The 23,229-nt window shown below is 55.3% G+C and carries 15 protein-coding genes; 9 read left to right on the plus strand and 6 right to left on the minus strand.

Translation table 11 applies throughout. From position 1 onward, the window contains the following. The first annotated feature begins 120 nt into the window (after window positions 1–120). Together glpT and glpQ are read left to right on the plus strand one after the other, a co-directional pair. On the plus strand, window positions 121–1,473 hold the full coding sequence (glpT, locus tag SK62_RS06320) for a glycerol-3-phosphate transporter (RefSeq protein ID WP_003859423.1): 1,353 nt from the start codon (window positions 121–123) through the stop codon (window positions 1,471–1,473). An 11-nt stretch (window positions 1,474–1,484) separates the two neighbouring features. After that, window positions 1,485–2,546: a glycerophosphodiester phosphodiesterase gene (glpQ, locus tag SK62_RS06325; RefSeq protein WP_047719282.1), complete on the plus strand. Its 1,062-nt coding sequence runs from the start codon at window positions 1,485–1,487 to the stop codon at window positions 2,544–2,546. 83 nt (window positions 2,547–2,629) lie between these two features. On the opposite strand, the gene yfaE is transcribed toward glpQ, so the two are convergent. From yfaE to ubiG, 4 genes are all read right to left on the minus strand, one after another. After that, window positions 2,630–2,884 (minus strand): class I ribonucleotide reductase maintenance protein YfaE, encoded by a 255-nt coding sequence (yfaE, locus tag SK62_RS06330; RefSeq protein ID WP_003859419.1) that lies wholly within the window; start codon window positions 2,882–2,884, stop codon window positions 2,630–2,632. Further along, the gene (gene nrdB, locus SK62_RS06335; protein WP_026080618.1) at window positions 2,884–4,014 is read right to left on the minus strand and encodes a class Ia ribonucleoside-diphosphate reductase subunit beta; all 1,131 of its coding nucleotides are present in this window, start codon (window positions 4,012–4,014) and stop codon (window positions 2,884–2,886) included. The genes yfaE and nrdB overlap by 1 nt, the downstream gene beginning before the upstream one ends. A gap of 100 nt (window positions 4,015–4,114) precedes the next feature. After that, window positions 4,115–6,400, minus strand: a complete 2,286-nt coding sequence (gene nrdA, locus SK62_RS06340; protein ID WP_047719281.1) for a class 1a ribonucleoside-diphosphate reductase subunit alpha — start codon at window positions 6,398–6,400, stop codon at window positions 4,115–4,117. A 349-nt stretch (window positions 6,401–6,749) separates the two neighbouring features. Then, window positions 6,750–7,478: a bifunctional 2-polyprenyl-6-hydroxyphenol methylase/3-demethylubiquinol 3-O-methyltransferase UbiG gene (gene ubiG, locus SK62_RS06345; protein ID WP_006811346.1), complete on the minus strand. Its 729-nt coding sequence runs from the start codon at window positions 7,476–7,478 to the stop codon at window positions 6,750–6,752. A gap of 146 nt (window positions 7,479–7,624) precedes the next feature. On the opposite strand from ubiG, the gene gyrA reads away from it, so the two are divergent. After that, window positions 7,625–10,261, plus strand: coding sequence for a DNA topoisomerase (ATP-hydrolyzing) subunit A (gene gyrA, locus SK62_RS06350; protein ID WP_015572288.1), 2,637 nt, complete (start codon window positions 7,625–7,627; stop codon window positions 10,259–10,261). A 135-nt stretch (window positions 10,262–10,396) separates the two neighbouring features. Next, entirely contained in the window at window positions 10,397–13,243 is a 2,847-nt protein-coding gene (rcsC, locus tag SK62_RS06355) for a two-component system sensor histidine kinase RcsC (protein ID WP_017383412.1), read from the plus strand. Between the two features lie 84 nt (window positions 13,244–13,327). Here rcsC and rcsB read toward each other — a convergent pair whose 3' ends face one another. Together rcsB and rcsD are read right to left on the minus strand one after the other, a co-directional pair. Continuing rightward, window positions 13,328–13,978, minus strand: a complete 651-nt coding sequence (gene rcsB / locus SK62_RS06360) for a response regulator transcription factor RcsB (protein ID WP_003859405.1) — start codon at window positions 13,976–13,978, stop codon at window positions 13,328–13,330. Between the two features lie 16 nt (window positions 13,979–13,994). Then, a complete protein-coding gene (gene rcsD / locus SK62_RS06365; protein WP_017383411.1) occupies window positions 13,995–16,667 on the minus strand; it encodes a phosphotransferase RcsD in 2,673 nt (890 codons plus the stop codon). A gap of 744 nt (window positions 16,668–17,411) precedes the next feature. Here rcsD and SK62_RS06370 point away from each other — a divergent pair. From SK62_RS06370 to SK62_RS06390, 5 genes are all read left to right on the plus strand, one after another. Next, the gene (locus SK62_RS06370) at window positions 17,412–18,503 is read left to right on the plus strand and encodes a porin OmpC (RefSeq protein WP_048249351.1); all 1,092 of its coding nucleotides are present in this window, start codon (window positions 17,412–17,414) and stop codon (window positions 18,501–18,503) included. A gap of 114 nt (window positions 18,504–18,617) precedes the next feature. Continuing rightward, window positions 18,618–19,673: an FAD:protein FMN transferase ApbE gene (apbE, locus tag SK62_RS06375; protein WP_015572290.1), complete on the plus strand. Its 1,056-nt coding sequence runs from the start codon at window positions 18,618–18,620 to the stop codon at window positions 19,671–19,673. 72 nt (window positions 19,674–19,745) lie between these two features. After that, a complete protein-coding gene (gene ada, locus SK62_RS06380; RefSeq protein ID WP_017693025.1) occupies window positions 19,746–20,804 on the plus strand; it encodes a bifunctional DNA-binding transcriptional regulator/O6-methylguanine-DNA methyltransferase Ada in 1,059 nt (352 codons plus the stop codon). After that, window positions 20,804–21,454 carry a DNA oxidative demethylase AlkB gene (gene alkB, locus SK62_RS06385; protein WP_003859395.1) on the plus strand — a complete coding sequence of 217 codons (651 nt, stop codon included), beginning with the start codon at window positions 20,804–20,806 and terminating at the stop codon, window positions 21,452–21,454. The genes ada and alkB overlap by 1 nt, the downstream gene beginning before the upstream one ends. Window positions 21,455–21,530: 76 nt before the next feature. After that, window positions 21,531–23,174 carry a multidrug ABC transporter permease/ATP-binding protein gene (locus SK62_RS06390; RefSeq protein WP_017383408.1) on the plus strand — a complete coding sequence of 548 codons (1,644 nt, stop codon included), beginning with the start codon at window positions 21,531–21,533 and terminating at the stop codon, window positions 23,172–23,174. Window positions 23,175–23,229: the final 55 nt, after the last annotated feature.

Here is a 23,229-nt window from a genome sequence, read left to right on the forward strand (position 1 = left end):
ATTTCTGTAACAATCTGTGCGTTGATTCACAGTAACATTCACCGTGATTTCTTAACATCGCCGCCTCTGTAGCCGGGCGCGAGATGCCCGGTCATTTTTTGAAAGGCCACGGAGGCTGTTATGCTCAGTATCTTTAAACCTGCGCCACATCGGGCGCGACTGCCAGAGGCAGAGATTGATCCTCTCTACCGCCGTCTGCGTTGGCAAATCTTCCTCGGGATCTTCTTCGGGTATGCGGCGTACTATCTGGTACGTAAAAACTTTGCGCTCGCCATGCCGTACCTGGTGGAGCAGGGCTTCTCTCGCGGCGATCTGGGATTTGCGCTGTCGGGGATCTCCATCGCGTACGGTTTTTCGAAGTTCATTATGGGGTCGGTGTCGGATCGTTCGAATCCGCGCGTGTTCCTGCCCGCCGGTCTGATCCTCGCGGCAGCGGTGATGCTGTTCATGGGCTTTGTGCCGTGGGCGACCTCCAGCATTGCCATCATGTTCGTGCTGCTGTTCCTCTGCGGCTGGTTCCAGGGGATGGGATGGCCGCCATGCGGACGCACCATGGTTCACTGGTGGTCACAGAAAGAGCGTGGCGGCATTGTATCGGTCTGGAACTGCGCACATAACGTCGGGGGCGGGCTTCCGCCGCTGCTGTTCCTGCTGGGGATGGCCTGGTTCAACGACTGGCATGCCGCGCTCTATATGCCAGCCTTTGGCGCCATTCTGGTGGCGATTATCGCCTTTGCCCTGATGCGCGACACCCCACAGTCCTGCGGCCTGCCGCCGATCGAAGAGTACAAAAACGACTACCCGGATGATTACAGCGAGAAGCACGAAGAAGAGCTGACGGCAAAGCAGATCTTCATGAAGTACGTGCTGCCGAACAAGCTGCTGTGGTACATCGCGGTGGCAAACGTATTTGTCTACCTGCTGCGCTACGGCATCCTCGACTGGTCGCCAACCTACCTGAAAGAGGTGAAGCACTTCGCGCTGGATAAATCCTCCTGGGCCTATTTCCTGTATGAATACGCGGGCATTCCCGGCACGCTGATCTGTGGCTGGATGTCGGACAAAGTGTTTAAGGGCAACCGTGGGGCGACGGGCGTGTTCTTTATGACGCTGGTCACCATCGCGACGGTCGTTTACTGGCTTAACCCGCCGGGGAATCCGGGTGTGGATATGGCCTGTATGATCGTCATCGGCTTCCTGATTTATGGTCCGGTTATGCTGATTGGTCTGCATGCCCTGGAGCTGGCGCCGAAGAAAGCGGCAGGCACGGCGGCAGGCTTTACCGGTCTGTTTGGCTACCTCGGCGGTTCGGTCGCTGCGAGCGCCATCGTCGGCTACACCGTCGACTTCTTCGGCTGGGATGGCGGCTTTATGGTGATGATTGGCGGCAGCGTGCTGGCTGTTCTGCTGCTGGTTGTTGTGATGATTGGTGAAAAACGTCACCACGCCGAAGTGCTGGCGCGTCGTCAATAAGGAGCATTGCGATGAAATTAACTCAGTTAGCGACAGGTCTGCTGCTGGCGGGCCTGATGACAAGCTCCGCGCTGGCGGCGGATAAGATCGTGATCGCCCACCGTGGCGCCAGCGGTTATCTGCCGGAGCATACGCTGCCGGCAAAAGCGATGGCCTATGCCCAGGGCGCGGATTATCTGGAGCAGGATCTGGTGATGACGAAGGACGACCAGCTGGTCGTTCTGCATGACCACTATCTTGACCGCGTGACGGACGTGGCGGAGCGTTTCCCGGATCGCGCCCGTAAAGATGGTCGCTACTACGCCATCGACTTCACGCTGGCGGAGATCCGCTCGCTGAAGTTTACCGAGGGCTTCGAGATTGAAAACGGTAAGAAGGTACAGGTCTATCCGGGACGTTTCCCGATGGGCAAGTCTGACTTCCGTATTCACACCTTCGAAGAGGAGATCGAGTTTGTTCAGGGGCTGAACCACTCGACAGGAAAAAATATCGGTATCTACCCGGAAATCAAAGCGCCGTGGTTCCACCATCAGGAAGGGAAGGACATTGCCGCGAAGACGCTGGAGGTACTGAAAAAGTACGGCTACACCAGCAAGCAGGATAAGGTTTTTCTGCAATGTTTCGACGCCGCGGAACTGAAGCGCATCAAAACCGAGCTGGAGCCGAAAATGGGGATGGATCTCAATCTGGTGCAGCTGATTGCGTATACCGACTGGAATGAAACCCAGGAAAAACAGCCGGACGGGAAGTGGGTGAACTACAGCTATGACTGGATGTTTAAGCCGGGCGCGATGAAGCAGATTGCGCAGTACGCCGACGGCATCGGGCCGGATTACCACATGCTGGTGGCGGAAGGCTCAACGCCGGGTCACGTGAAGCTGACGGCGATGGTGAAAGAGGCGCATGCGAGCAAGATGCAGGTGCATCCGTATACCGTACGCGCAGACCAGCTGCCGGAGTATGCGACGGACGTGAATCAGCTTTACGACGTGCTGTATAACCAGGCGGATGTGGACGGGTTGTTTACGGATTTCCCGGATAAAGCGGTGAGCTTTTTGAAGGATAAACGCTGAAATTGCCGGGTGGCGGCTGCGCCTTACCCGGCCTACGAACTGCGGTTTTGTAGGTCGGGTCAGCGAAGCGCCACCCGACATAATTACATCTCGATCTCAATATCGCCTTTTGCCCGGCAGCAGCAGGGCAAAATCTCCCCTTCACTGATAAAGGCCAGCGGTTCGGTCAGCCAGTCTACCTGGCCTGCGACCAGACGGCAGCGGCAGGAGCCGCAGTAGCCTTCACGACACTGGTACTCTACTTCTACCTGATGCGCTTCAAGCGCCACCAGCAGAGAAGGGTGCTCTTCCTGGCACAACACCTCTGTACCAGAAAGGCTCAGCGTTACGCGGCTCATCAGAGCTGGAAATCGCTCAGGTCGTCGGTGTTGACTTCAGAATCAATCTGACCGACCAGATAAGAACTCACTTCCACTTCCTGCGGCGCAACCTGCACGTTATCGGACACCAGCCAGGTGTTGATCCACGGAATCGGGTTAGAGCGCGTCTGGAATGGCAGATCGAGACCCACAGCCTGCATGCGGATGTTAGTGATGTACTCCACGTACTGGCACAGAATGTCTTTGTTCAGGCCAATCATGGAGCCGTCGCGGAACAGGTAGTCTGCCCACTCTTTCTCCTGCTGGGCGGCCAGCACGAACAGATCGTAGCATTCCTGCTTGCACTCTTCGGCAATCGCAGCCATTTCCGGGTCGTCCGCGCCGCTGCGCAGCAGGTTCAGCATATGCTGGGTGCCGGTCAGGTGCAGGGCTTCGTCACGGGCGATCAGGCGGATAATTTTGGCGTTACCTTCCATCAGCTTGCGCTCGGCAAAAGCGAAGGAGCAGGCGAAGCTTACGTAGAAGCGGATTGCTTCCAGCGCGTTGACGCTCATCAGGCACAGGTACAGCTGCTTTTTCAGGGCCCGCAGGTTTACGGTAATGGTTTTGCCGTTCACGTTATGCGTGCCTTCGCCCAGCAGATGCCAGTAGCTGGTCATCTCGATCAGCTCGTCGTAGTAGTGCGCAATGCCTTCCGCGCGCTTCTGGATCTGCTCGTTGGTGACGATATCGTCAAAAACCACCGCCGGATCGTTCACGATGTTGCGGATGATGTGGGTGTAAGAGCGGGAGTGGATCGTCTCGGAGAACGCCCAGGTCTCTACCCAGGTTTCCAGCTCAGGAATCGAGATCAGCGGCAGCAGCGCCACGTTCGGACTACGGCCCTGAATGGAGTCCAGCAGCGTCTGGTACTTCAGGTTGCTGAGGAAGATGTGCTTTTCGTGTTCCGGCAGCGCCTGGAAATCGATACGGTCGCGGGAAACGTCAACTTCTTCCGGACGCCAGAAGAAGGAGAGTTGCTTTTCAATCAGCTTTTCGAAGATGTCATATTTTTGCTGATCGTAGCGTGCCACGTTGACCGGCTGGCCGAAGAACATCGGCTCTTTGAGCTGGTCGTTTTTCGTCTGTGAAAAGGTGGTATATGCCATTGCGGTGAGTCCTGTTGAGATTTTATTGCCCGGCGGCACTGCGTTTGCCGGGCCTACAAAACCGTAGGCCGGGTAAGCGTAGCGCCACCCGGCGAAGTGCTTAGATCTTACATGCGCCGCTTTCGCAGCCATCGTCCTGAATTGACGGCACCAGGTCGTCCTGTGCGTCTTCCGCACCATCACGGGTGTTGTGATAGTACAGCGTTTTCACGCCAAATTTGTAGGCGGTGAGCAGGTCTTTCAGCAGTTGCTGCATCGGAACCTTGCCAGACGGGAAGCGCGTTGGGTCGTAGTTGGTATTGGCAGAGATCGACTGGTCGATAAACTTCTGCATGATACCCACCAGTTGCAGATAGCCGTCGTTGTTTGGCATTTCCCACAGCAGCTCGTAGTTGTCACCCAGCGTTTCGTAATCCGGCACCACCTGACGCAGCACGCCGTCTTTCGACGCTTTGATGCTGACGTGGCCGCGCGGTGGCTCAATACCGTTGGTGGCGTTGGAGATCTGCGAAGAGGTCTCGGACGGCATCAGGGCAGAGAGCGTGGAGTTACGCAGGCCGTGAGTTTTAATGGACTCGCGCAGGCCTTCCCAGTCGAGGTGCAGCGGCTCGCTGACGATCGCATCCAGGTCTTTTTTGTAGGTGTCGATCGGCAGAATGCCTTTCGCGTAGGTGGTTTCGTTGAACCACGGGCACGCGCCTTGCTCTTTCGCCAGCTCGTTAGAGGCTTTCATCAGGTAGTACTGGATCGCTTCGAACGTCTGGTGCGTCAGATTGTTGGCGCTGCCTTCGGAGTAACGCTTGCCGTTTTTCGCCAGCCAGTAGGCGAAGTTGATCACGCCGATACCTAAAGTGCGACGGCCCATTGCGCCGCGTTTTGCCGCCGGGATTGGGTAATCCTGGTAATCCAGCAGGGCGTCGAGCGCACGAACCGCCAGCACCGCCAGCTCTTCCAGCTCGTCCAGGCTCTTAATCGCACCCAGGTTGAACGCGGAGAGCGTACAAAGCGCGATTTCACCGTTTTCGTCGTTCACGTCTTCCAGCGGTTTAGTCGGCAGGGCGATCTCCAGGCACAGGTTAGACTGGCGCACTGGCGCAACCACCGGGTCAAACGGGCTGTGGGTGTTGCAGTGGTCAACGTTCTGGATGTAGATACGACCGGTAGAGGCACGTTCCTGCATCATCAGGGAGAACAGATCGACCGCTTTCACGCGCTGCTTGCGGATGCTGTCGTCTTTTTCATATTTGGTGTACAGACGCTCGAACTCGTCCTGATCGGCGAAGAACGCGTCGTACAGACCCGGGACGTCGGACGGGCTGAACAGGGTGATGTCTTCCCCTTTCAGCAGACGGGTGTACATCAACTTGTTGATCTGCACGCCGTAGTCCATGTGACGCACGCGGTTGCCTTCCACGCCGCGGTTGTTCTTCAGAACCAGCAGACTTTCCACTTCCAGGTGCCACATCGGGTAGAACAGGGTCGCTGCACCACCACGCACGCCGCCCTGAGAGCAGGATTTTACTGCCGTCTGGAAGTGCTTGTAGAACGGAATACAGCCGGTGTGGAACGCTTCACCGCCGCGGATCGGGCTGCCCAGTGCACGGATACGGCCGGCGTTGATGCCGATACCGGCACGCTGGGAGACGTATTTCACGATGGCGCTGGAGGTCGCGTTGATGGAATCCAGGCTGTCACCACACTCGATCAGTACGCAGGAGCTGAACTGACGGGTAGGGGTACGCACGCCAGACATGATTGGCGTAGGCAGAGAAATCTTGAACGTAGAGACCGCATCGTAGAAACGCTTCACGTAGTCCAGACGGGTTTCACGCGGGTAATTAGAGAACAGGCAGGCGGCCACCAGAATATAGAGGAACTGAGCGCTCTCGTAGATTTCGCCCGTCACACGGTTCTGAACCAGGTATTTGCCTTCGAGCTGCTTCACCGCCGCGTAGGAGAAGTTCATGTCGCGCCAGTGATCGATAAACCCGTTCATCTGCTCGAACTCTTCTTCCGTATAGTCTTCCAGCAGATGCGTGTCGTATTTGCCCAGCTCGACCATTTTCACTACGTGATCGTAAAGCTTCGGCGGCTCGAACTGGCCGTAGGCTTTTTTACGCAGGTGGAAAATCGCCAGACGCGCAGCGAGGTACTGATAATCCGGGGCGTCGCGGGAGATCAGATCTGCCGCGGCTTTGATAATGGTTTCGTGGATATCAGACGTTTTGATGCCGTCGTAGAACTGAATGTGAGAACGCAGTTCAACCTGGGAGATAGATACGTTGTTCAGTCCTTCTGCTGCCCAGTCGAGAACTCGATGGATTTTGTCCAGATTGATACGCTCGGTGGTACCGTCGCGCTTTGTCACCAGCAGACTCTGATTCATGTGGGTTTTTACCTGTCCGTGAAATAAAAAAATATCCCCCGCTTATCCACAGGCCCGTCTTGTGACTAACTCTGTGGATAAATACTACATATAGGGGTTTTGCGATAAGAAGAACGCTATATGGTGAGTATTCTAGTATCGAATCTTTTCAGCACAAGGGTTGATTTTGACGTTAAATTGAGGTTGTGAAAGGGTAAAAAAGGCTAAGTCCTCGTGCCGTAAGGCCTGGAAGAGATGTCAATAATTAAGAAAAAAAATTCAAAATTTGATCGAGTGCTGATTTCTTCAACGGGAGGTCAGAATTGCGCAACATGATGTCGCGCAATCATTATAAGAATAACGGATGACGTTAGTCGTTTTTGGCGGTTGTGTGCAACATATAGTTAACATCCACGCCTGGGGCAAGTTTGAATTTATCCGTCAGCGGATTGTAGTGCAGGCCCGTCATGTGCTGCTCCTTAAGCCATGTCTGGTCAACCCAGCCCAGCAGTTCGGCAGGCTTGATGAACTTCTTCACGTCGTGCGTCCCTTTCGGCACCATGCGCAGCACGTATTCCGCGCCTACCACGGCCATCAGCCAGGCTTTGCCGTTGCGGTTGATGGTCGAGAAGAAGACCTGTCCACCCGGTTTCACCAGTTTTGCACAGGCGCTGACCACAGACTGCGGATCGGGAACGTGCTCCAGCATCTCCATGCAGGTCACCACGTCATACTGGTGCGCATGTTTTGCCGCGTGCTCTTCCACGGTTTCCTGGACATATTCTACCTGTACGCCGGACTCCAGCGCATGAAGACGCGCAACCTGTAGAGGTTCGAAGCCCATGTCCAGACCGGTGACGGTGGCCCCTTCACGCGCCATACTTTCCGCCAGGATGCCGCCGCCGCAGCCGACGTCGAGCACTTTCTTACCGAACAGACCGCCGGAACGCTCCGCGATATAGCCCAGACGCAGCGGGTTAATACGATGCAGAGGTTTGAACTCACCTTCGAGATCCCACCAGCGGGACGCCACCGCTTCAAATTTGGCAATCTCTTCGTGGTCAACGTTGTGAGCCACCGGGGATTTTTCGGCATTCATGGGCGCTTTTACTCCTTATTTAGCAAGACAAATGAGTATATCAGGCAATCCCTGTGAATAAAGCGTATAGGTTTACCTGTATCACCGCGGCTGTGTTATAATTTGCGACCTTTGAATCCGGGATACAGTAGAGGGATAGCGGTTAGATGAGCGACCTTGCGAGAGAAATTACACCGGTTAACATCGAGGAAGAGCTGAAAAGCTCCTATCTGGACTATGCGATGTCGGTCATTGTTGGCCGTGCGCTGCCGGACGTCCGCGATGGCCTGAAGCCGGTACACCGTCGCGTACTATACGCCATGAACGTATTGGGCAATGACTGGAATAAAGCCTACAAAAAATCTGCCCGTGTCGTTGGTGACGTAATCGGTAAATACCATCCTCATGGTGATTCCGCGGTGTACGACACCATTGTCCGTATGGCGCAGCCCTTCTCGCTGCGTTACATGCTGGTAGATGGTCAGGGTAACTTTGGTTCTATCGACGGCGACTCCGCCGCGGCAATGCGTTATACGGAAATCCGTCTGGCGAAGATTGCCCATGAGCTGATGGCTGACCTGGAAAAAGAGACGGTTGATTTCGTTGATAACTACGACGGCACGGAAAAAATTCCTGACGTTATGCCAACGAAGATCCCAAACCTGCTGGTGAACGGTTCGTCCGGTATCGCCGTCGGTATGGCAACCAACATTCCACCGCACAATATCACGGAAGTGATCAACGGCTGCCTGGCCTACATTGACGATGAAGACATCAGCATTGAAGGGCTGATGGAACACATCCCGGGCCCGGACTTCCCGACGGCGGCAATCATCAATGGCCGTCGCGGTATTGAAGAAGCGTACCGCACCGGTCGCGGCAAGATTTACATCCGTGCCCGCGCCGAAGTGGAAGCGGACGCTAAAACCGGCCGTGAAACCATTATTGTTCACGAGATCCCGTATCAGGTGAACAAAGCGCGACTGATTGAAAAAATCGCCGAGCTGGTAAAAGAAAAACGCGTTGAAGGCATCAGCGCGCTGCGTGACGAGTCTGATAAAGACGGTATGCGCATCGTGATTGAAATCAAGCGCGACGCGGTGGGTGAAGTTGTGCTGAACAACCTTTACTCCCAGACTCAGCTTCAGGTCTCCTTCGGTATCAACATGGTTGCGCTGCACCATGGCCAGCCGAAGATCATGAACCTGAAAGAGATCCTGAGCGCGTTCGTGCGTCACCGCCGTGAAGTGGTGACCCGTCGTACCATCTTCGAACTGCGCAAAGCGCGCGACCGTGCCCATATCCTTGAAGCACTGGCCGTTGCGCTGGCGAACATCGACCCGATCATCGAGCTGATCCGCCGTGCGCCGACGCCGGCAGAAGCGAAGGCGTCGCTGGTTGCGCGTCCATGGGATCTGGGCAACGTGGCGGCAATGCTGGAACGTGCCGGTGATGACGCTGCGCGTCCTGAGTGGCTGGAGCCGGAATTTGGCGTGCGTGACGGTCAGTACTACCTGACTGAACAGCAGGCCCAGGCGATTCTGGATCTGCGTTTGCAGAAACTGACCGGCCTTGAGCATGAAAAACTGCTCGACGAGTACAAAGAGCTGCTGGAGCAGATTGCCGAGCTGCTGCATATCCTGGGTAGCGCAGAGCGCCTGATGGAAGTGATCCGTGAAGAGCTGGAGCTGGTTCGCGATCAGTTCGGCGACGAGCGTCGCACCGAAATCACAGCCAATAGCTCTGATATCAACATTGAAGATCTGATCAACCGCGAAGACGTGGTAGTGACGCTGTCTCACCAGGGCTACGTGAAGTATCAGCCGTTGACCGACTACGAAGCACAGCGTCGTGGCGGTAAAGGCAAATCTGCGGCACGTATTAAAGAAGAAGACTTCATTGACCGTCTGCTGGTGGCCAACACCCACGACACGATCCTCTGCTTCTCCAGCCGGGGCCGTCTGTACTGGATGAAAGTCTATCAGCTGCCGGAAGCGAGCCGTGGCGCGCGGGGTCGTCCTATCGTCAACCTGCTGCCGCTGGAAGCGAACGAACGTATCACCGCTATTCTGCCGGTACGCGAGTACGAAGAGGGCGTGAACGTCTTTATGGCGACCGCGAGCGGTACCGTGAAGAAAACCGCGCTGACCGAGTTCAGCCGTCCACGTTCTGCCGGGATCATCGCGGTGAACCTGAACGAAGGCGATGAGCTGATCGGCGTGGATCTGACCTCCGGTTCTGATGAAGTCATGCTGTTCTCTGCCGCCGGTAAAGTGGTGCGCTTTAAAGAGAACGCCGTGCGCGCAATGGGTCGTACGGCGACCGGCGTGCGTGGTATCAAGCTGGCGGGTGAAGACAGCGTGGTTTCCCTGATCGTTCCTCGTGGCGAAGGCGCAATCCTGACCGTCACCCAGAACGGCTACGGTAAACGTACGGCGGAAAGCGAATACCCGACCAAGTCACGCGGCACGCAGGGCGTTATCTCCATCAAAGTGACCGAGCGCAACGGTTCCGTTGTTGGCGCGGTGCAGGTGGACGACGCGGACCAGATCATGATGATCACCGATGCCGGTACGCTGGTGCGTACCCGCGTGTCTGAGATCAGCGTGGTAGGCCGTAACACCCAGGGCGTTATCCTCATCCGCACTGCGGAAGATGAAAACGTCGTCGGTCTGCAACGCGTTGCTGAGCCGGTGGATGACGAAGAGCTCGACTCTATCGACGGCAGCGTCGCGGAAGGGGATGATGAAATCGCCCCGGAAGCGGACACCGATGATGAAGCAGCGGATGACGCTGACGAGTAACGTCTCCTGACGCATAAAGGGCCGGTTTCCGGCCCTTTTGTTTTGCGCAAGCAGACAAGTGAACGTTGCGACAAGCCGCGTTTACCGCTACCTTAACCACATTCTTTTTGACCCCGACGGCGGAGCCTCGCCCCTTTGAAATACCTCGTCTCCTTTCGTACCACGTTAAAAGTCTCTCGCTATCTGTTTCGGGCGCTTGCGCTACTGCTATGGTTGCTGGTGGCACTGCTCTCGGTGTTTTACATCGTTAACGCGTTACACCAGAAAGAAGCGGAGATCCGCCAGGAGTTTAACTTAAGCTCGGATCAGGCTCAGCGCTATATCCAGCGCACGTCTGACGTGATGAAAGAGCTTAAGTATATTGCTGAGAATCGACTCACGGCGGAGAACGGCATTCTTGCTATCCGCGGTCGGGATGAAAAAACCGAAGTACCTGATTTCGAACCGCTCTTCCCGGACTCCGATTGTTCCGCCATGGGCAAAGCCTGGCGTGGTTCACTGGAGTCCCTGTCATGGTTTATGCGCTACTGGCGCGATAACTTCTCGGCCGCCTACGACCTGAACCGTGTCTACCTGATTGGCAACGAAAATCTCTGCATGGCGGATTTCGGCCTGCGGGATATGCCCGTCGAACGCGAAGACGCGCTGAAAAGTCTGCATGAGCGTATAGTGAAATACCGCAATGCGCCTCAGGAAGAGCGCGGGAACAACATCTTCTGGATAAGCCAGGGGCCGCGCATGGGCGTCGGCTATTTCTATGCCCTGACTCCGGTTTACCTCGGAAACCGCCTGCAAGCGCTGCTGGGGATTGAACAAACCATCCGCATGGAAAACTTCTTCACGCCGGGCAGTCTGCCGATGGGCGTGACCATTCTGGATGAAAACGGCCATCCGCTCATCTCCCTTACCGGGCCTGAAAACCGCCTGAAGGTTGAACCCAGCTGGATGCAGGAGCGGTCATGGTTTGGCTATACCTCCGGGTTCCGCGAGCTGGTGCTGAAAAAAAGTTTACCGCCATCGTCGCTGAGCATTGTCTACTCGCTGCCGGTGGACAAGGTCCTGGAGCGCATTCGCATCCTGATACTTAACGCCATTTTGCTGAACATCGCGGTAGGCGTCGCGCTGTTTATGCTGGCGAGAATGTATGAGCGGCGGATCTTTATTCCGGCGGAAGCGGATGCTCAGCGTCTGGAAGAGCATGAGCAGTTTAACCGTAAAATTGTCGCCTCGGCGCCGGTGGGGATCTGCATCCTGCGTACTCAGGACGGGACAAATATCCTCAGTAACGAGCTTGCCCATAACTACCTGAACATGCTCACGCATGAAGACCGCCAGCGGTTAACGCAGATCATCTGCGGTCAGCAGGTTAACTTTGTGGATGTGCTGACCAGCACCCACACCAACCTGCAAATCAGCTTCGTCCATTCTCGCTACCGCAATGAAAACGTGGCCATTTGCGTGCTGGTGGACGTCTCTGCGCGCGTGAAAATGGAAGAGTCATTGCAGGATATGGCGCAGGCGGCGGAGCAGGCCAGTCAGTCGAAATCGATGTTCCTCGCGACCGTCAGCCATGAGCTGCGAACGCCGCTGTACGGCATTATCGGTAACCTCGATCTGCTCCAGACCAAAGAGCTGCCGAAAGGCGTCGACCGGCTGGTGACGGCCATGAACAACTCGTCCAGCCTGCTGCTGAAAATCATCAGCGATATTCTCGATTTCTCTAAAATTGAATCCGAGCAGTTGAAAATAGAGCCGCGCGAGTTCTCCCCGCGCGAAGTGATGAACCATATCTGCGCTAACTACCTGCCGCTGGTGGTGCGTAAACAGCTTGGGCTGTACTGCTTTATCGAGCCGGATGTGCCGCTGACGCTGCATGGCGATCCGATGCGTCTGCAACAGGTCATCTCAAACCTGCTGAGCAACGCCATCAAATTCACCGATATCGGCTGTATTGTGCTGCACGTCTGTCGGGCAGGGGAGTACCTGACCATTCGCGTGCGCGACACGGGTGTTGGCATTCCGGCGAAAGAGGTCGTTCGCCTGTTCGATCCGTTCTTCCAGGTGGGAACCGGCGTCCAGCGTAATTTCCAGGGGACCGGGCTAGGTCTGGCGATTTGCGAGAAGCTTATCAGTATGATGGATGGAGATATCTCCGTCGATACAGAGCCAGGGATGGGCAGCCAGTTCACTATTCGTATTCCGCTCTATTCGGCGCACTATCCGGCGAAAACCACGGTCGACGGGCTGAGCGATAAGCACTGCTGGCTGGCGGTGCACAACGCCTCCTTACATGATTTCCTGACCTCGATGCTGACCAGCAGCGGTGTGCGGGTTTCACGCTACGAAGGTCAGACGCCGGACGCGGATGACATGCTGATCACCGACGTTGAGCCGGAGCAGGCGTGGGCGGGGCGCGGCGTAGTGATGTTCTGCCGCCGTCATATCGGTATTCCGCTTGAGCGTTCGCCTGGGGTATGGGTGCACAGCGTGGCGACACCGCACGAGCTGCTGGGCTTGCTGGCGCGTATTTACAGCGTGCAGCTTGAGGACAGCGACGGCGCCACCGTGCTGGCTTCCCCTGATGAGCTGGCGTCGGTGAACGACGATATGATGATTCTGGTCGTCGACGATCATCCGATTAACCGTCGTCTGCTCGCAGATCAGCTTGGCTCTCTGGGCTATCAGTGTAAAACGGCCAATGATGGCGTGGATGCCCTGAATGTCTTAAGTAAGAACCATATTGATATTGTGCTCAGCGATGTGAACATGCCTAACATGGACGGCTACCGTCTGACGCAGCGTATCCGACAGCTGGGGCTGACGCTGCCGGTGGTGGGGGTCACAGCCAACGCGCTGGCGGAGGAGAAGCAGCGCTGTCTGGAGTCGGGAATGGACAGCTGCCTGTCGAAGCCGGTCACGCTGGATGTACTGAAGCAGACACTGTCCGTGTATGCGGAGCGGGTACGAAAAGCGAGACAATAAAAAAGGCCCGAAAGGGCCTTTTTTATTTCTCCGGCGGCTGTAGGCCGGGTAAGCGCGAGCGCCACCCGGCGTAGACAGCGAAGATCAATCTTTGTCCGTTGCGCTCAGCGTCACGGAAGAGAGATAGTTCAGCAGGGCGATATCGTTATCCACACCCAGCTTCATCATTGCGGATTTTTTCTGGCTACTGATGGTTTTAATACTGCGGTTCAGCTTTTTGGCGATTTCAGTGACCAGGAAACCTTCAGCGAATAGACGCAGAACTTCACTCTCTTTAGGCGAGAGACGCTTGTCGCCATAACCACCCGCGCTGATTTTTTCAAGCAGGCGTGAGACGCTCTCAGGAGTGAATTTCTTCCCTTTCTGTAGCGCCGCCAGCGCTTTTGGCAGATCGGTAGGTGCGCCTTGTTTCAGCACAATCCCTTCAATATCGAGATCCAGAACGGCGCTCAGGATCGCCGGGTTATTGTTCATGGTCAGAACAATGATCGAAATGTCCGGGAAGTGGCGTTTAATGTATTTGATGAGCGTGATCCCATCACCGTACTTATCTCCAGGCATGGAGAGATCGGTAATGAGCACGTGCGCATCAAGTTTAGGCAGATTGTTAATGAGGGCTGTGGAATCTTCAAATTCACCGACTACATTCACCCACTCGATCTGTTCAAGTGATTTGCGAATACCGAACAGTACAATCGGATGGTCATCGGCAATAATTACGTTCATATTGTTCATGTATAAGGCTACCTTGCTACAGCAAGCTCTTGACGTAAGCGTCAATGTCGCTGATGTATTTTTCAATGCCAGAGGCATCTTTCTCACGAATTAGATGTTCCAGCGTTTCACATAACTGCTTGCCGGGAACCAGATTAAGCATGGCAAACACCCCTTTAAGCCGGTGTGCTGTCTGTGCCAGCGCTGCAAAATCCTGCGCAGCGGACTCAGTATACAACCGCTTAACATCATCTGGTACTGTATCAACGAAGAGCGAATAATATCCGCTGGCATGGAGTTCGGCATTTTCATCGCCGCCTAACGGTGACTCCAGGATCTCTTCCTGCGCCAGATTCTCTTCAATCAGTTGTAATACAGCTTCCTGCATTGCATTGCTCATATTAAAGTTGACGCGCAGCTGCCCAGGGCCGATTTTCCGCACGCCTGGCTCATCATCGCTTAAAAGCAAGCCTGAGGCAGTAAGATTAGACGGATTATCAGTTAAAAATAGATCAAATTCTTGACTCGCGAGCCTTTCGTCCGGGGTAATGCAGGACGCCCCCCAGTTTTCCAGCTGACGAACGACGATATTACGGATCTCACTGGAGGTCACATCCACCATCACCACCACATCGTCCAGCAGACGCTCTTCATCCTCTTCCTGGGGATTCGCCGCCATTTTCACGTGTAAAGAGTAGCGGGTGCCGAGGGATTCGCGCGCCTTGATGTTCAGATGACCGCCGAGCTTACGCGCCAGCTGATCGCAGAGCCAGAAGGTGAGGGCATTCGCCTTGCCGTAGTGGTCGCGCTGGGTATCGTTCAGGAACGGGAAGTGCAGGTTATCAATTTCGCTCACTGTGACGCCTTCGCCCGTATCCAGAATGCGGAACGTCAGACGATCGTCGGTGGACTCATCGGTGCTGACTTCAAGGGTGATCTTGCCGATCTGCGTCGTGGTGACGGCATACTGTATCAACATCATCAGGATGCGACGCAGGGCATCGCGATCGCCGTGACGTTCGTCGTTGGCCGGTAAATGGTTGTTGATCAGCAGCTGGAGTCCCTTGCGCTTGATCACCGGCAGGACTTCCGGCACCACCTCATCAATCAGGTCCTGGATGGAGAAGAGCGTAGGGGTGCCTTTCCAGATATCATTTTCCAGCATGTTCGCAAGCTGGATTTCGTCCACCAGACGAACCAGTGAATCGGCCTGGCTGCTTAGCTGTCGGCTTTCCGGCGTGCTCAGATCAGCAATCTGCGTGGCGAGTGACTTCAACGGTTGTTTAAAGGCATCGCCAATATTTTGCATAAACGCCGCGCGGCCATGTTGGTTTTTCTCGTACAGCCTTTGCGCCTGCTTGAGCTTTTTATTCACCAGCACTTCGCGATCCTGATCGCGAATGATGAAGATTTGCGTGCGCGAGGCGACCTGACTGCGGAACTGGCGGATCTCATACAGTTCATTATTAACGGTGGCCTGAATAACGCCCTGGTGCTGGTCCGCCATGGCCGTAATATTTTGCAGGTTAAGATGCGGCAGAAGGTGATCGGCAATTTTATTGCTCATTACCGTGCGGTTAGCCTCCTGGTCGTGAACGAGCACCCCAAGCGGTAGCACGGAAATAATCTCTTCATTCAGGGCACGAAGAATGCGCAACTCGTTGCTGGTCCCGGCTGATACCGACGTCGAGTCGCTCTGGCGGCCCGACTGGAAACGGAAGGTGCTGTAGCCAAACAGCGCCAGCGCCAGCAGGCCAATATTCAGCAACAGCGGCAGCAGAATGTTTTGCAGAGTATCAAGCATCAGGGTGCCAAAAGGCACCTGCCACACCAGACGCATACCGGTTGAGTTGAGCGATGAGGCAATCTCAATCTTTGAGCCATTAAAGGAGATCGCTACGCTGTCCGCGCCTTCTTTATCCGACGGCGTGCGCATATTTTGGGTGCTGTTGTCTGGCTCCAGACGGAAACTGTCCAGCGGCATATCCGGTGGGATGAGATCGTTAATCGGCAGGTCGAAGGCAACCACGGTCGCCAGATGGCCCGGCTGGTTAAAGGTGGTTCGCAGCGTAAAGTAGTGGCCATTCTGCCAGGCAAGACGGCGTAATGACGAGAAACTTTCTCGCTCGTCCAGCGCGTTGGCCTGTTGCAGCATTTCTGCCCGACGGGAATCCACAATACTGCCAACGGTGGTCTCTTTAAAGCCGGACGAGAGATCCTTAAGCGGCAGGGTCGAGATCAGGATCATGCTGTTGTCCTGACCGTTCAGGTAATACATTGACCACGGTACGGTCTCGGCGCCCCACAGGGTGTCCAGATAGGAGGAGATCCGCTGCGTCATCTCAAGCGTTGCGCTGTCGTGCGAGCCGAAAATCAGGGCTTCCGTCTTGCGCTGCGGTTTTTCAAGGTAATACACATCCTGCTTAAGGCGCGTTTCCTGCAACCCTTCGCCTGACGAGGTGGCAGGCGCGGCAGCGATATTGTCGTAGATTTGCCAGGTCGCATAGCGCCACGTATCAATGCGCTTATGCACCGCATGGGTGATATCGACGATTTGATAGCTTTTATCTTTAAGCCAGGTATTAACGGCGCTCTGAACCATCACCCCCATTGTGACTAACAGCACAACGATCAACAGAAGAAAGAAACGGGTGATGCTGCCCGGTAGAAGGGAGAATTTGCTCGGGGCGGTAGTTTCAGTCTGACTCATCGATGTGTTTAACCCGTAATGGCCGCGCGGTAATGGGATAGGGCAGTATAAAGGGTAATAACTGAATTTCCAGCGTCGTTAACGGTATGACCTTGACTTTTTATCCGGGTAAGCGGCTTCAACGTCCCCGGATGAAAGGTGTACAAAACCCCGTGAAATGTATAAATACGCGATCGCACCGGCAGGAAAATAGCACGAATAAACAAGAAATTAATTTCAATAGCATAAAAAAGAATTCAGCGAAAGCCGGATGCTGGATTTAGTTAATAGTCGTTATCATTTCTGAGGGGTAGCACATAAAATGTAGGCTGACGTAAAGAAAGGTAAAAAAAAACCGAATGCGAAGCATCCGGTTCAATTAGGGATAAACAGACATTCAGAACTGAATGACGGTAATAAATAAAGTTAATGATGATAGCGAGAGTTATTTTAGTGGTGTTGAAGGGAATTTTTTTGTCATTCAGTGCTGTACCGTTTTTTAAGCTAATCACTTGTATTAAATAGAATATATTTTTGTTTTGATTATCCGTGCTATATTTTTAAACTATTTATGCTCTGTAAAAGTTCCTTCAAATTTACAAATTGAAACATGTTGATTGTAAAGTGAAACATCTTCAAAGTTTTCGTATCATATTCCTGTTGGATTATTCTGCATTTTTGAGGAGAATGAACTTGCCGACTGGTTAAGAGGGTTGATCAGTAAGCAGTGGTAAATAATAAGGCATATAACAGAGGGTTAATAAAATGAAAGTTAAAGTACTGTCCCTCCTGGTACCAGCTCTGCTGGTGGCAGGCGCAGCAAATGCGGCTGAAATTTATAACAAAGACGGCAACAAATTAGATCTGTACGGTAAAGTGGATGGTCTGCACTATTTCTCTGATGACGACAGTGCAGACGGCGACCAGACCTACATGCATCTGGGCTTCAAAGGCGAAACTCAGGTTAACGACCAGCTGACCGGTTACGGCCAGTGGGAATACCAGATCCAGGGTAACTCTGGTGAGAACGAAAACAACTCATGGACGCGTGTGGCGTTCGCAGGTCTGAAATTCGCTGATGCGGGTTCATTCGACTACGGTCGTAACTACGGCGTTGTTTACGATGTGACTTCCTGGACCGACGTTCTGCCGGAATTCGGCGGCGATACCTACGGTTCTGACAACTTCATGCAGCAGCGTGGTAACGGCTTCGCGACCTACCGTAACCAGGACTTCTTCGGTCTGGTTGATGGTCTGAACTTCGCGTTGCAGTACCAGGGTAAAAACGGCAGCCCAAGCGGCGAAGGCCAGACCAACAACGGTCGTGAGGCACTGCGTCAGAACGGTGATGGCTACGGTGGCTCTCTGACCTACGATCTGGGCGAAGGCTTCGCACTCGGTACGGCGGTCACCAGCTCTAAACGTACTGATGACCAGAACGCCATGGCCTACGGTAACGGCGATCGTGCTGAGACCTACACCGGTGGTCTGAAATACGACGCGAACAACATCTACCTGGCTGCACAGTATACTCAGACTTACAACGCGACCCGTGCGGGCGACCTGGGCTGGGCTAACAAAGCGCAGAACTTCGAAGTGGTTGCGCAGTATCAGTTCGACTTCGGTCTGCGTCCATCCGTGGCGTACCTGCAATCTAAAGGTAAGGACCTGGAAAACGGCTACGGCGACCAGGATCTGCTGAAATATGTTGATGTTGGCGCGACTTACTACTTCAACAAAAACATGTCCACCTACGTTGATTACAAAATCAACCTGGTTGATGAGAACGACTTCACTCGCGCAGCAGGTATCGGTACTGACGATATCGTCGCGCTGGGTCTGGTTTACCAGTTCTAATTGCTCATACAGCGACAAAGGGGCCATCAGGCCCCTTTTTTCATGCTTTTTTAGGGTCTTACAAATACGCTGTTTTAGTGTACTCTTGCCGCCCTGGCATGAGGATAATAACCAATGGATATGACTTTTTTACGCGCCAGCGTTCTGGCGACTTTTTTACTCCTGACCGCGTGTGACTCTTCCACACAGCCCGCAAAAATCGACGCACCCGCCGCGACGGTGCTGGAAGGGAAAACCATGGGGACCTTCTGGCGCGTCAGCGTGATGGATATTGATAAATCCCGCGCTGAAGAATTACGCGGTAAAATTCAGGCGCAGCTGGATGCCGACGATCAGCTACTCTCTACCTATAAAAATGACTCAGCGCTGATGCGTTTCAATCGCTCCAGCAGCACCTCGCTGTGGCCGGTGAGCGAAGCGATGGCCGATATCGTCACGGAATCCATGCGCGTGGGCTACAAAACCAATGGCGCAATGGATGTGACCGTGGGGCCGCTGGTGAACCTGTGGGGATTTGGCCCCAACAAGCAGCCGGTGACTACACCCGATCAAGCCGCCATCGACGACGCCCGCGCCCGTACAGGGTTACAGCATCTGGCGGTGATCTCCCAGTACGGTCAGCAATACCTGCAAAAAGATATTCCCGACCTGTTTGTCGATCTCTCCACGGTAGGCGAGGGGTATGCTGCGGATCATCTCGCGGCCCTGATGGCGCAGGAAGGCATTCCCCGTTATCTGGTTTCCGTCGGGGGCGCGCTCGTCAGCCGGGGCATGAACGCCAGCGGCAGGCCGTGGCGAGTGGCCATCCAAAAACCAACCGATCAGCAGAACGCGGTGCAGGCGATTGTCGACATCAACGGGCATGGTATCAGCACCTCCGGAAGCTACCGCAACTATTACGAGCTGGATGGCAAACGTATCTCGCACGTGATTGATCCGCAAACCGGACGCCCGATTACCCACAACCTGGTGTCCGTGACGGTGATAGCCCCAACCGCGCTGGAAGCGGATGCCTGGGATACTGGATTGATGGTGCTCGGCACGGAGAAGGCCAAAGAGGTGGTGCGTCAGGAAGGGCTGGCCGTCTATATGATCACCAAAGAGGCTGACGGATTTAAAACCTGGAGTTCGCCGCAGTTCAATAGCTTCCTGGTGAGCGAAAAAAATTAAAAAGCAAGGTTGCGGGTTTTTGTTCGGTGGCGTTCAGGCAAGCTGAGCGTATGCTTGTAAGAGGAGCCGATAATGAAAAACACAACCTATCTTACCGATGAGGATCGCTGGCAGGCCGTACTGGTCCGCGATCCGCGTGCGGATAACCAGTTTGTCTTTGCCGTGCAGACGACCGGCATTTATTGTCGTCCGTCCTGCCGCGCCCGCCACGCGCTGCGTAAAAATGTCTGCTTTTATCCTGATGCTCACCAGGCCGCGCAGGCGGGTTTCCGCCCCTGTAAGCGCTGTAGGCCGGACCAGGTCGACCCTATGGCGCAGAAAAAGGCCAACATTGCGCTGGCCTGTCGACTGCTTGAACAGGATGCCGCGCTGAACCTGGAGGCACTGGCGCAGCAGGTTGCCATGAGTCCGTTCCATTTCCACCGCTTGTTTAAATCCGTCACCGGCATGACGCCGAAAGCATGGCAGCAGGCCGCGCGTGAACAACGCCTGCGCACCCTGCTTGCACAGGGCGGTAAAATCACCGACGCCGTACTGGCCGCTGGCTTTCCGGACGGCAGCAGCTACTACCGTAAAGCCAACGGCGCGCTGGGCATGACGGCAAAACAGTACCGCAACGGAGAGGCTGCGGTCCGCTATGCCATCAGTGACTGCTCGCTGGGCCGCTGTCTGGTGGCGGAAAGCGAGCGCGGGATCTGCGCAATACTGCTGGGTGATGACGACGCCGGGCTGACGGCTGAGCTGCTGTCACTGTTTCCGCTTGCCGTCCGTGAACCGATGGAAGGCGCGTTTGCCGGGCGTGTTCGGCAGGTTATTGCCTCTGTCGACAGCCGCGCGACGCCGCTGATGCTGCCGCTGGATATCCGTGGTACCGCCTTCCAGCAGCAGGTCTGGCAGGCGCTGCGGGATATCCCCTGCGGTGAAACGGCAAGCTATCAGCAGGTGGCGAAGGCCATTGGTAAACCCAATGCCGTACGTGCCGTGGCGGGGGCCTGCGGTGCCAACAAACTGGCGATAGTCATCCCCTGTCACCGCGTGGTGCGTAACGACGGTGCGCTGTCGGGTTATCGCTGGGGCGCAGCGCGTAAGATGCTATTGTTGAAACGTGAGGCGAACAACCCGGAGGGATAATGCTCGATCTTTTTGCTGATGCTGAACCCTGGCACGAGCCGCTCGCGCCGGGGGCGACGATCCTGAGACGCTTCGCGCTTTCCCGCGCGGCGGCGCTGTTCGACGGTATTGATGCCGTTACCGCTTGTTCACCGTTTCGCCATATGGTTACGCCGGGCGGGTATACCATGTCCGTGGCGATGACCAACTGCGGCGAACTGGGATGGGCGACGAATGAGCGGGGCTATGTATATGCCGCGAACGATCCGCTGACGGATCAGCCGTGGCCGCCGATGCCGGAGGCGTTTCAGGCGCTGTGTCATGACGCCGCCGTGGCGGCCGGCTATCCTGATTTTCGACCCGATGCCTGTCTTATCAACCGTTATGCCGTTGGGGCAAAGCTCTCCTTGCATCAGGATAAGGACGAGCCAGACCTGCGCGCGCCGATTGTCTCGGTATCCCTTGGGCTGCCCGCTGTCTTTCAGTTTGGCGGCCTGCGGCGCAACGACCCGCTCAAACGGCTGATGCTGGAGCATGGTGATGTGGTGGTCTGGGGCGGTGAATCACGGCTTTTTTACCACGGTATTCAGCCGCTTAAACCTGGCGATCACCCGGTGGCGGGGGCATTTCGCTACAACCTCACGTTCCGTCAGGCGGCATACAGAGAATAAAAATAAGAATTATTCTTGATGTGTGTGAAAGGCAGTTTACACTGCTGGCTGATTTTTCTTGTCCGGATTGCTCTGCATGCAACTACTTCTTCTTGTCTGGCGGCAGTATCGCTGGCCTTTTATCGCGGTGATGGCGTTAAGCCTTGCCAGCGCGGCGCTGGGGATCGGCCTGATTGCCTTCATTAACGTGCGTTTGATCGAAATGGTCGACACGTCACTCTCCGTCCTGCCGGAATTTCTGGGTTTACTGCTGCTGCTGATGGCAGTCACGCTCGGGTCACAGCTGGCGCTGACCGCCCTCGGCCACCATTTCGTTTTCCGTCTGCGCAGCGAGTTCATCAAACGGATCCTTGATACTCAGGTGGAACGCATCGAACAGCTGGGAAGTGCCTCTCTGCTGGCGGGGCTGACCAGCGATGTGCGCGCCATTACCATCGCCTTTGTGCGCCTGCCGGAGCTGGTGCAGGGGATCATCCTGACCTTTGGCTCGGCAGCCTATCTCGCCTGGCTCTCCAGCAAGATGCTGGCGGTGACTGCGCTGTGGATTGTTATTACCATCTGGGGCGGGTTCCTGCTGGTATCACGCGTTTATAAGCACATGGCGGTGCTGCGCGAAACGGAAGACAAGCTCTATAACGATTACCAGACGGTGCTGGAAGGGCGCAAAGAGCTGACGCTGAACCGCGAGCGTGCCGAGCATATCTTCAACCATCTTTATATCCCGGATGCGCACGAATATCGTCATCACATTATCCGCGCCGATACGTTCCACCTGAGCGCCGTGAACTGGTCCAACATCATGATGCTGGGCGCGATTGGCCTGGTGTTCTGGATGGCGAACAGCCTGGGGTGGGCGGATACCAACGTGGCGGCAACCTACTCCCTGACGCTGCTGTTTTTACGCACGCCGCTGCTGTCGGCCGTTGGCGCACTGCCGACGCTGCTGAGCGCTCAGGTGGCCTTCAACAAGCTGAAGAAATTCGACCTTGCGCCGTTTAAGGCTGAGTTCCCGCGCCCGCAGGCCTTCCCGAACTGGCAAACGCTGGAGCTGCGTAACGTTACCTTCCGCTATCAGGATAACGCCTTCTCCGTAGGGCCGATAAACCTGACCATTCATCGCGGCGAACTGCTGTTCCTTATCGGCGGCAACGGCAGCGGCAAATCTACGCTGGCGATGCTGCTGACGGGCCTCTACCAGCCGCAGGCGGGTGAAATTTTGCTGGATGGTAAAGCGCTGAGCGCGGAGAAACCGGAGGACTACCGCAAGCTCTTCTCGGCGGTATTTACCGACGTCTGGCTGTTCGACCGGCTGCTGGGACCGGAAGGGCAGCAGGCGGATCCGGCGCTGGTGGAAAAGTGGCTTGCGCACCTGCAAATGTCGCACAAGCTGGAGCTTCAGGATGGCAAAATCCTGAATCTCAAGCTGTCGAAAGGGCAGAAGAAGCGCGTGGCGCTGCTGCTGGCCCTGGCCGAGGAGCGTGACATCATCCTGCTGGATGAGTGGGCCGCCGATCAGGACCCGCACTTCCGTCGCGAGTTTTATCAGGTCCTGCTGCCGCTGATGCAGGCGATGGGAAAAACCATTTTTGCCATCAGCCATGACGATCACTACTTCATTCACGCCGACCGTCTGCTGGAGATGCGCGACGGCAAGCTGAGCGAGCTGACCGGCGATGAGCGCGATGCGGCGTCACGGGACGCGGTGGCGCGTACGGCCTGATTGCAATTGTGCCGGGTGGCGCCCGGCACACTAATTTTTCATATATGCCGTTTTT

The sequence above is a fragment of the Enterobacter sp. BIDMC109 genome (assembly GCF_001037885.1).
GTDB lineage: Bacteria > Pseudomonadota > Gammaproteobacteria > Enterobacterales > Enterobacteriaceae > Enterobacter > Enterobacter hormaechei_C.

Bases quoted from the DNA above. Each gene is read 5' to 3' on its own strand.
- glpT (WP_003859423.1), top strand. From the start codon at position 121: ATGCTCAGTATCTTTAAACCTGCGCCACATCGGGCGCGACTGCCAGAG.
- glpQ (WP_047719282.1), top strand. From the start codon at position 1,485: ATGAAATTAACTCAGTTAGCGACAGGTCTGCTGCTGGCGGGCCTGATG.
- yfaE (WP_003859419.1), bottom strand. From the start codon at position 2,884: ATGAGCCGCGTAACGCTGAGCCTTTCTGGTACAGAGGTGTTGTGCCAG.
- nrdB (WP_026080618.1), bottom strand. From the start codon at position 4,014: ATGGCATATACCACCTTTTCACAGACGAAAAACGACCAGCTCAAAGAG.
- nrdA (WP_047719281.1), bottom strand. From the start codon at position 6,400: ATGAATCAGAGTCTGCTGGTGACAAAGCGCGACGGTACCACCGAGCGT.
- ubiG (WP_006811346.1), bottom strand. From the start codon at position 7,478: ATGAATGCCGAAAAATCCCCGGTGGCTCACAACGTTGACCACGAAGAG.
- gyrA (WP_015572288.1), top strand. From the start codon at position 7,625: ATGAGCGACCTTGCGAGAGAAATTACACCGGTTAACATCGAGGAAGAG.
- rcsB (WP_003859405.1), bottom strand. From the start codon at position 13,978: ATGAACAATATGAACGTAATTATTGCCGATGACCATCCGATTGTACTG.
- rcsD (WP_017383411.1), bottom strand. From the start codon at position 16,667: ATGAGTCAGACTGAAACTACCGCCCCGAGCAAATTCTCCCTTCTACCG.
- SK62_RS06370 (WP_048249351.1), top strand. From the start codon at position 17,412: ATGAAAGTTAAAGTACTGTCCCTCCTGGTACCAGCTCTGCTGGTGGCA.
- apbE (WP_015572290.1), top strand. From the start codon at position 18,618: ATGGATATGACTTTTTTACGCGCCAGCGTTCTGGCGACTTTTTTACTC.
- ada (WP_017693025.1), top strand. From the start codon at position 19,746: ATGAAAAACACAACCTATCTTACCGATGAGGATCGCTGGCAGGCCGTA.
- alkB (WP_003859395.1), top strand. From the start codon at position 20,804: ATGCTCGATCTTTTTGCTGATGCTGAACCCTGGCACGAGCCGCTCGCG.
- SK62_RS06390 (WP_017383408.1), top strand. From the start codon at position 21,531: ATGCAACTACTTCTTCTTGTCTGGCGGCAGTATCGCTGGCCTTTTATC.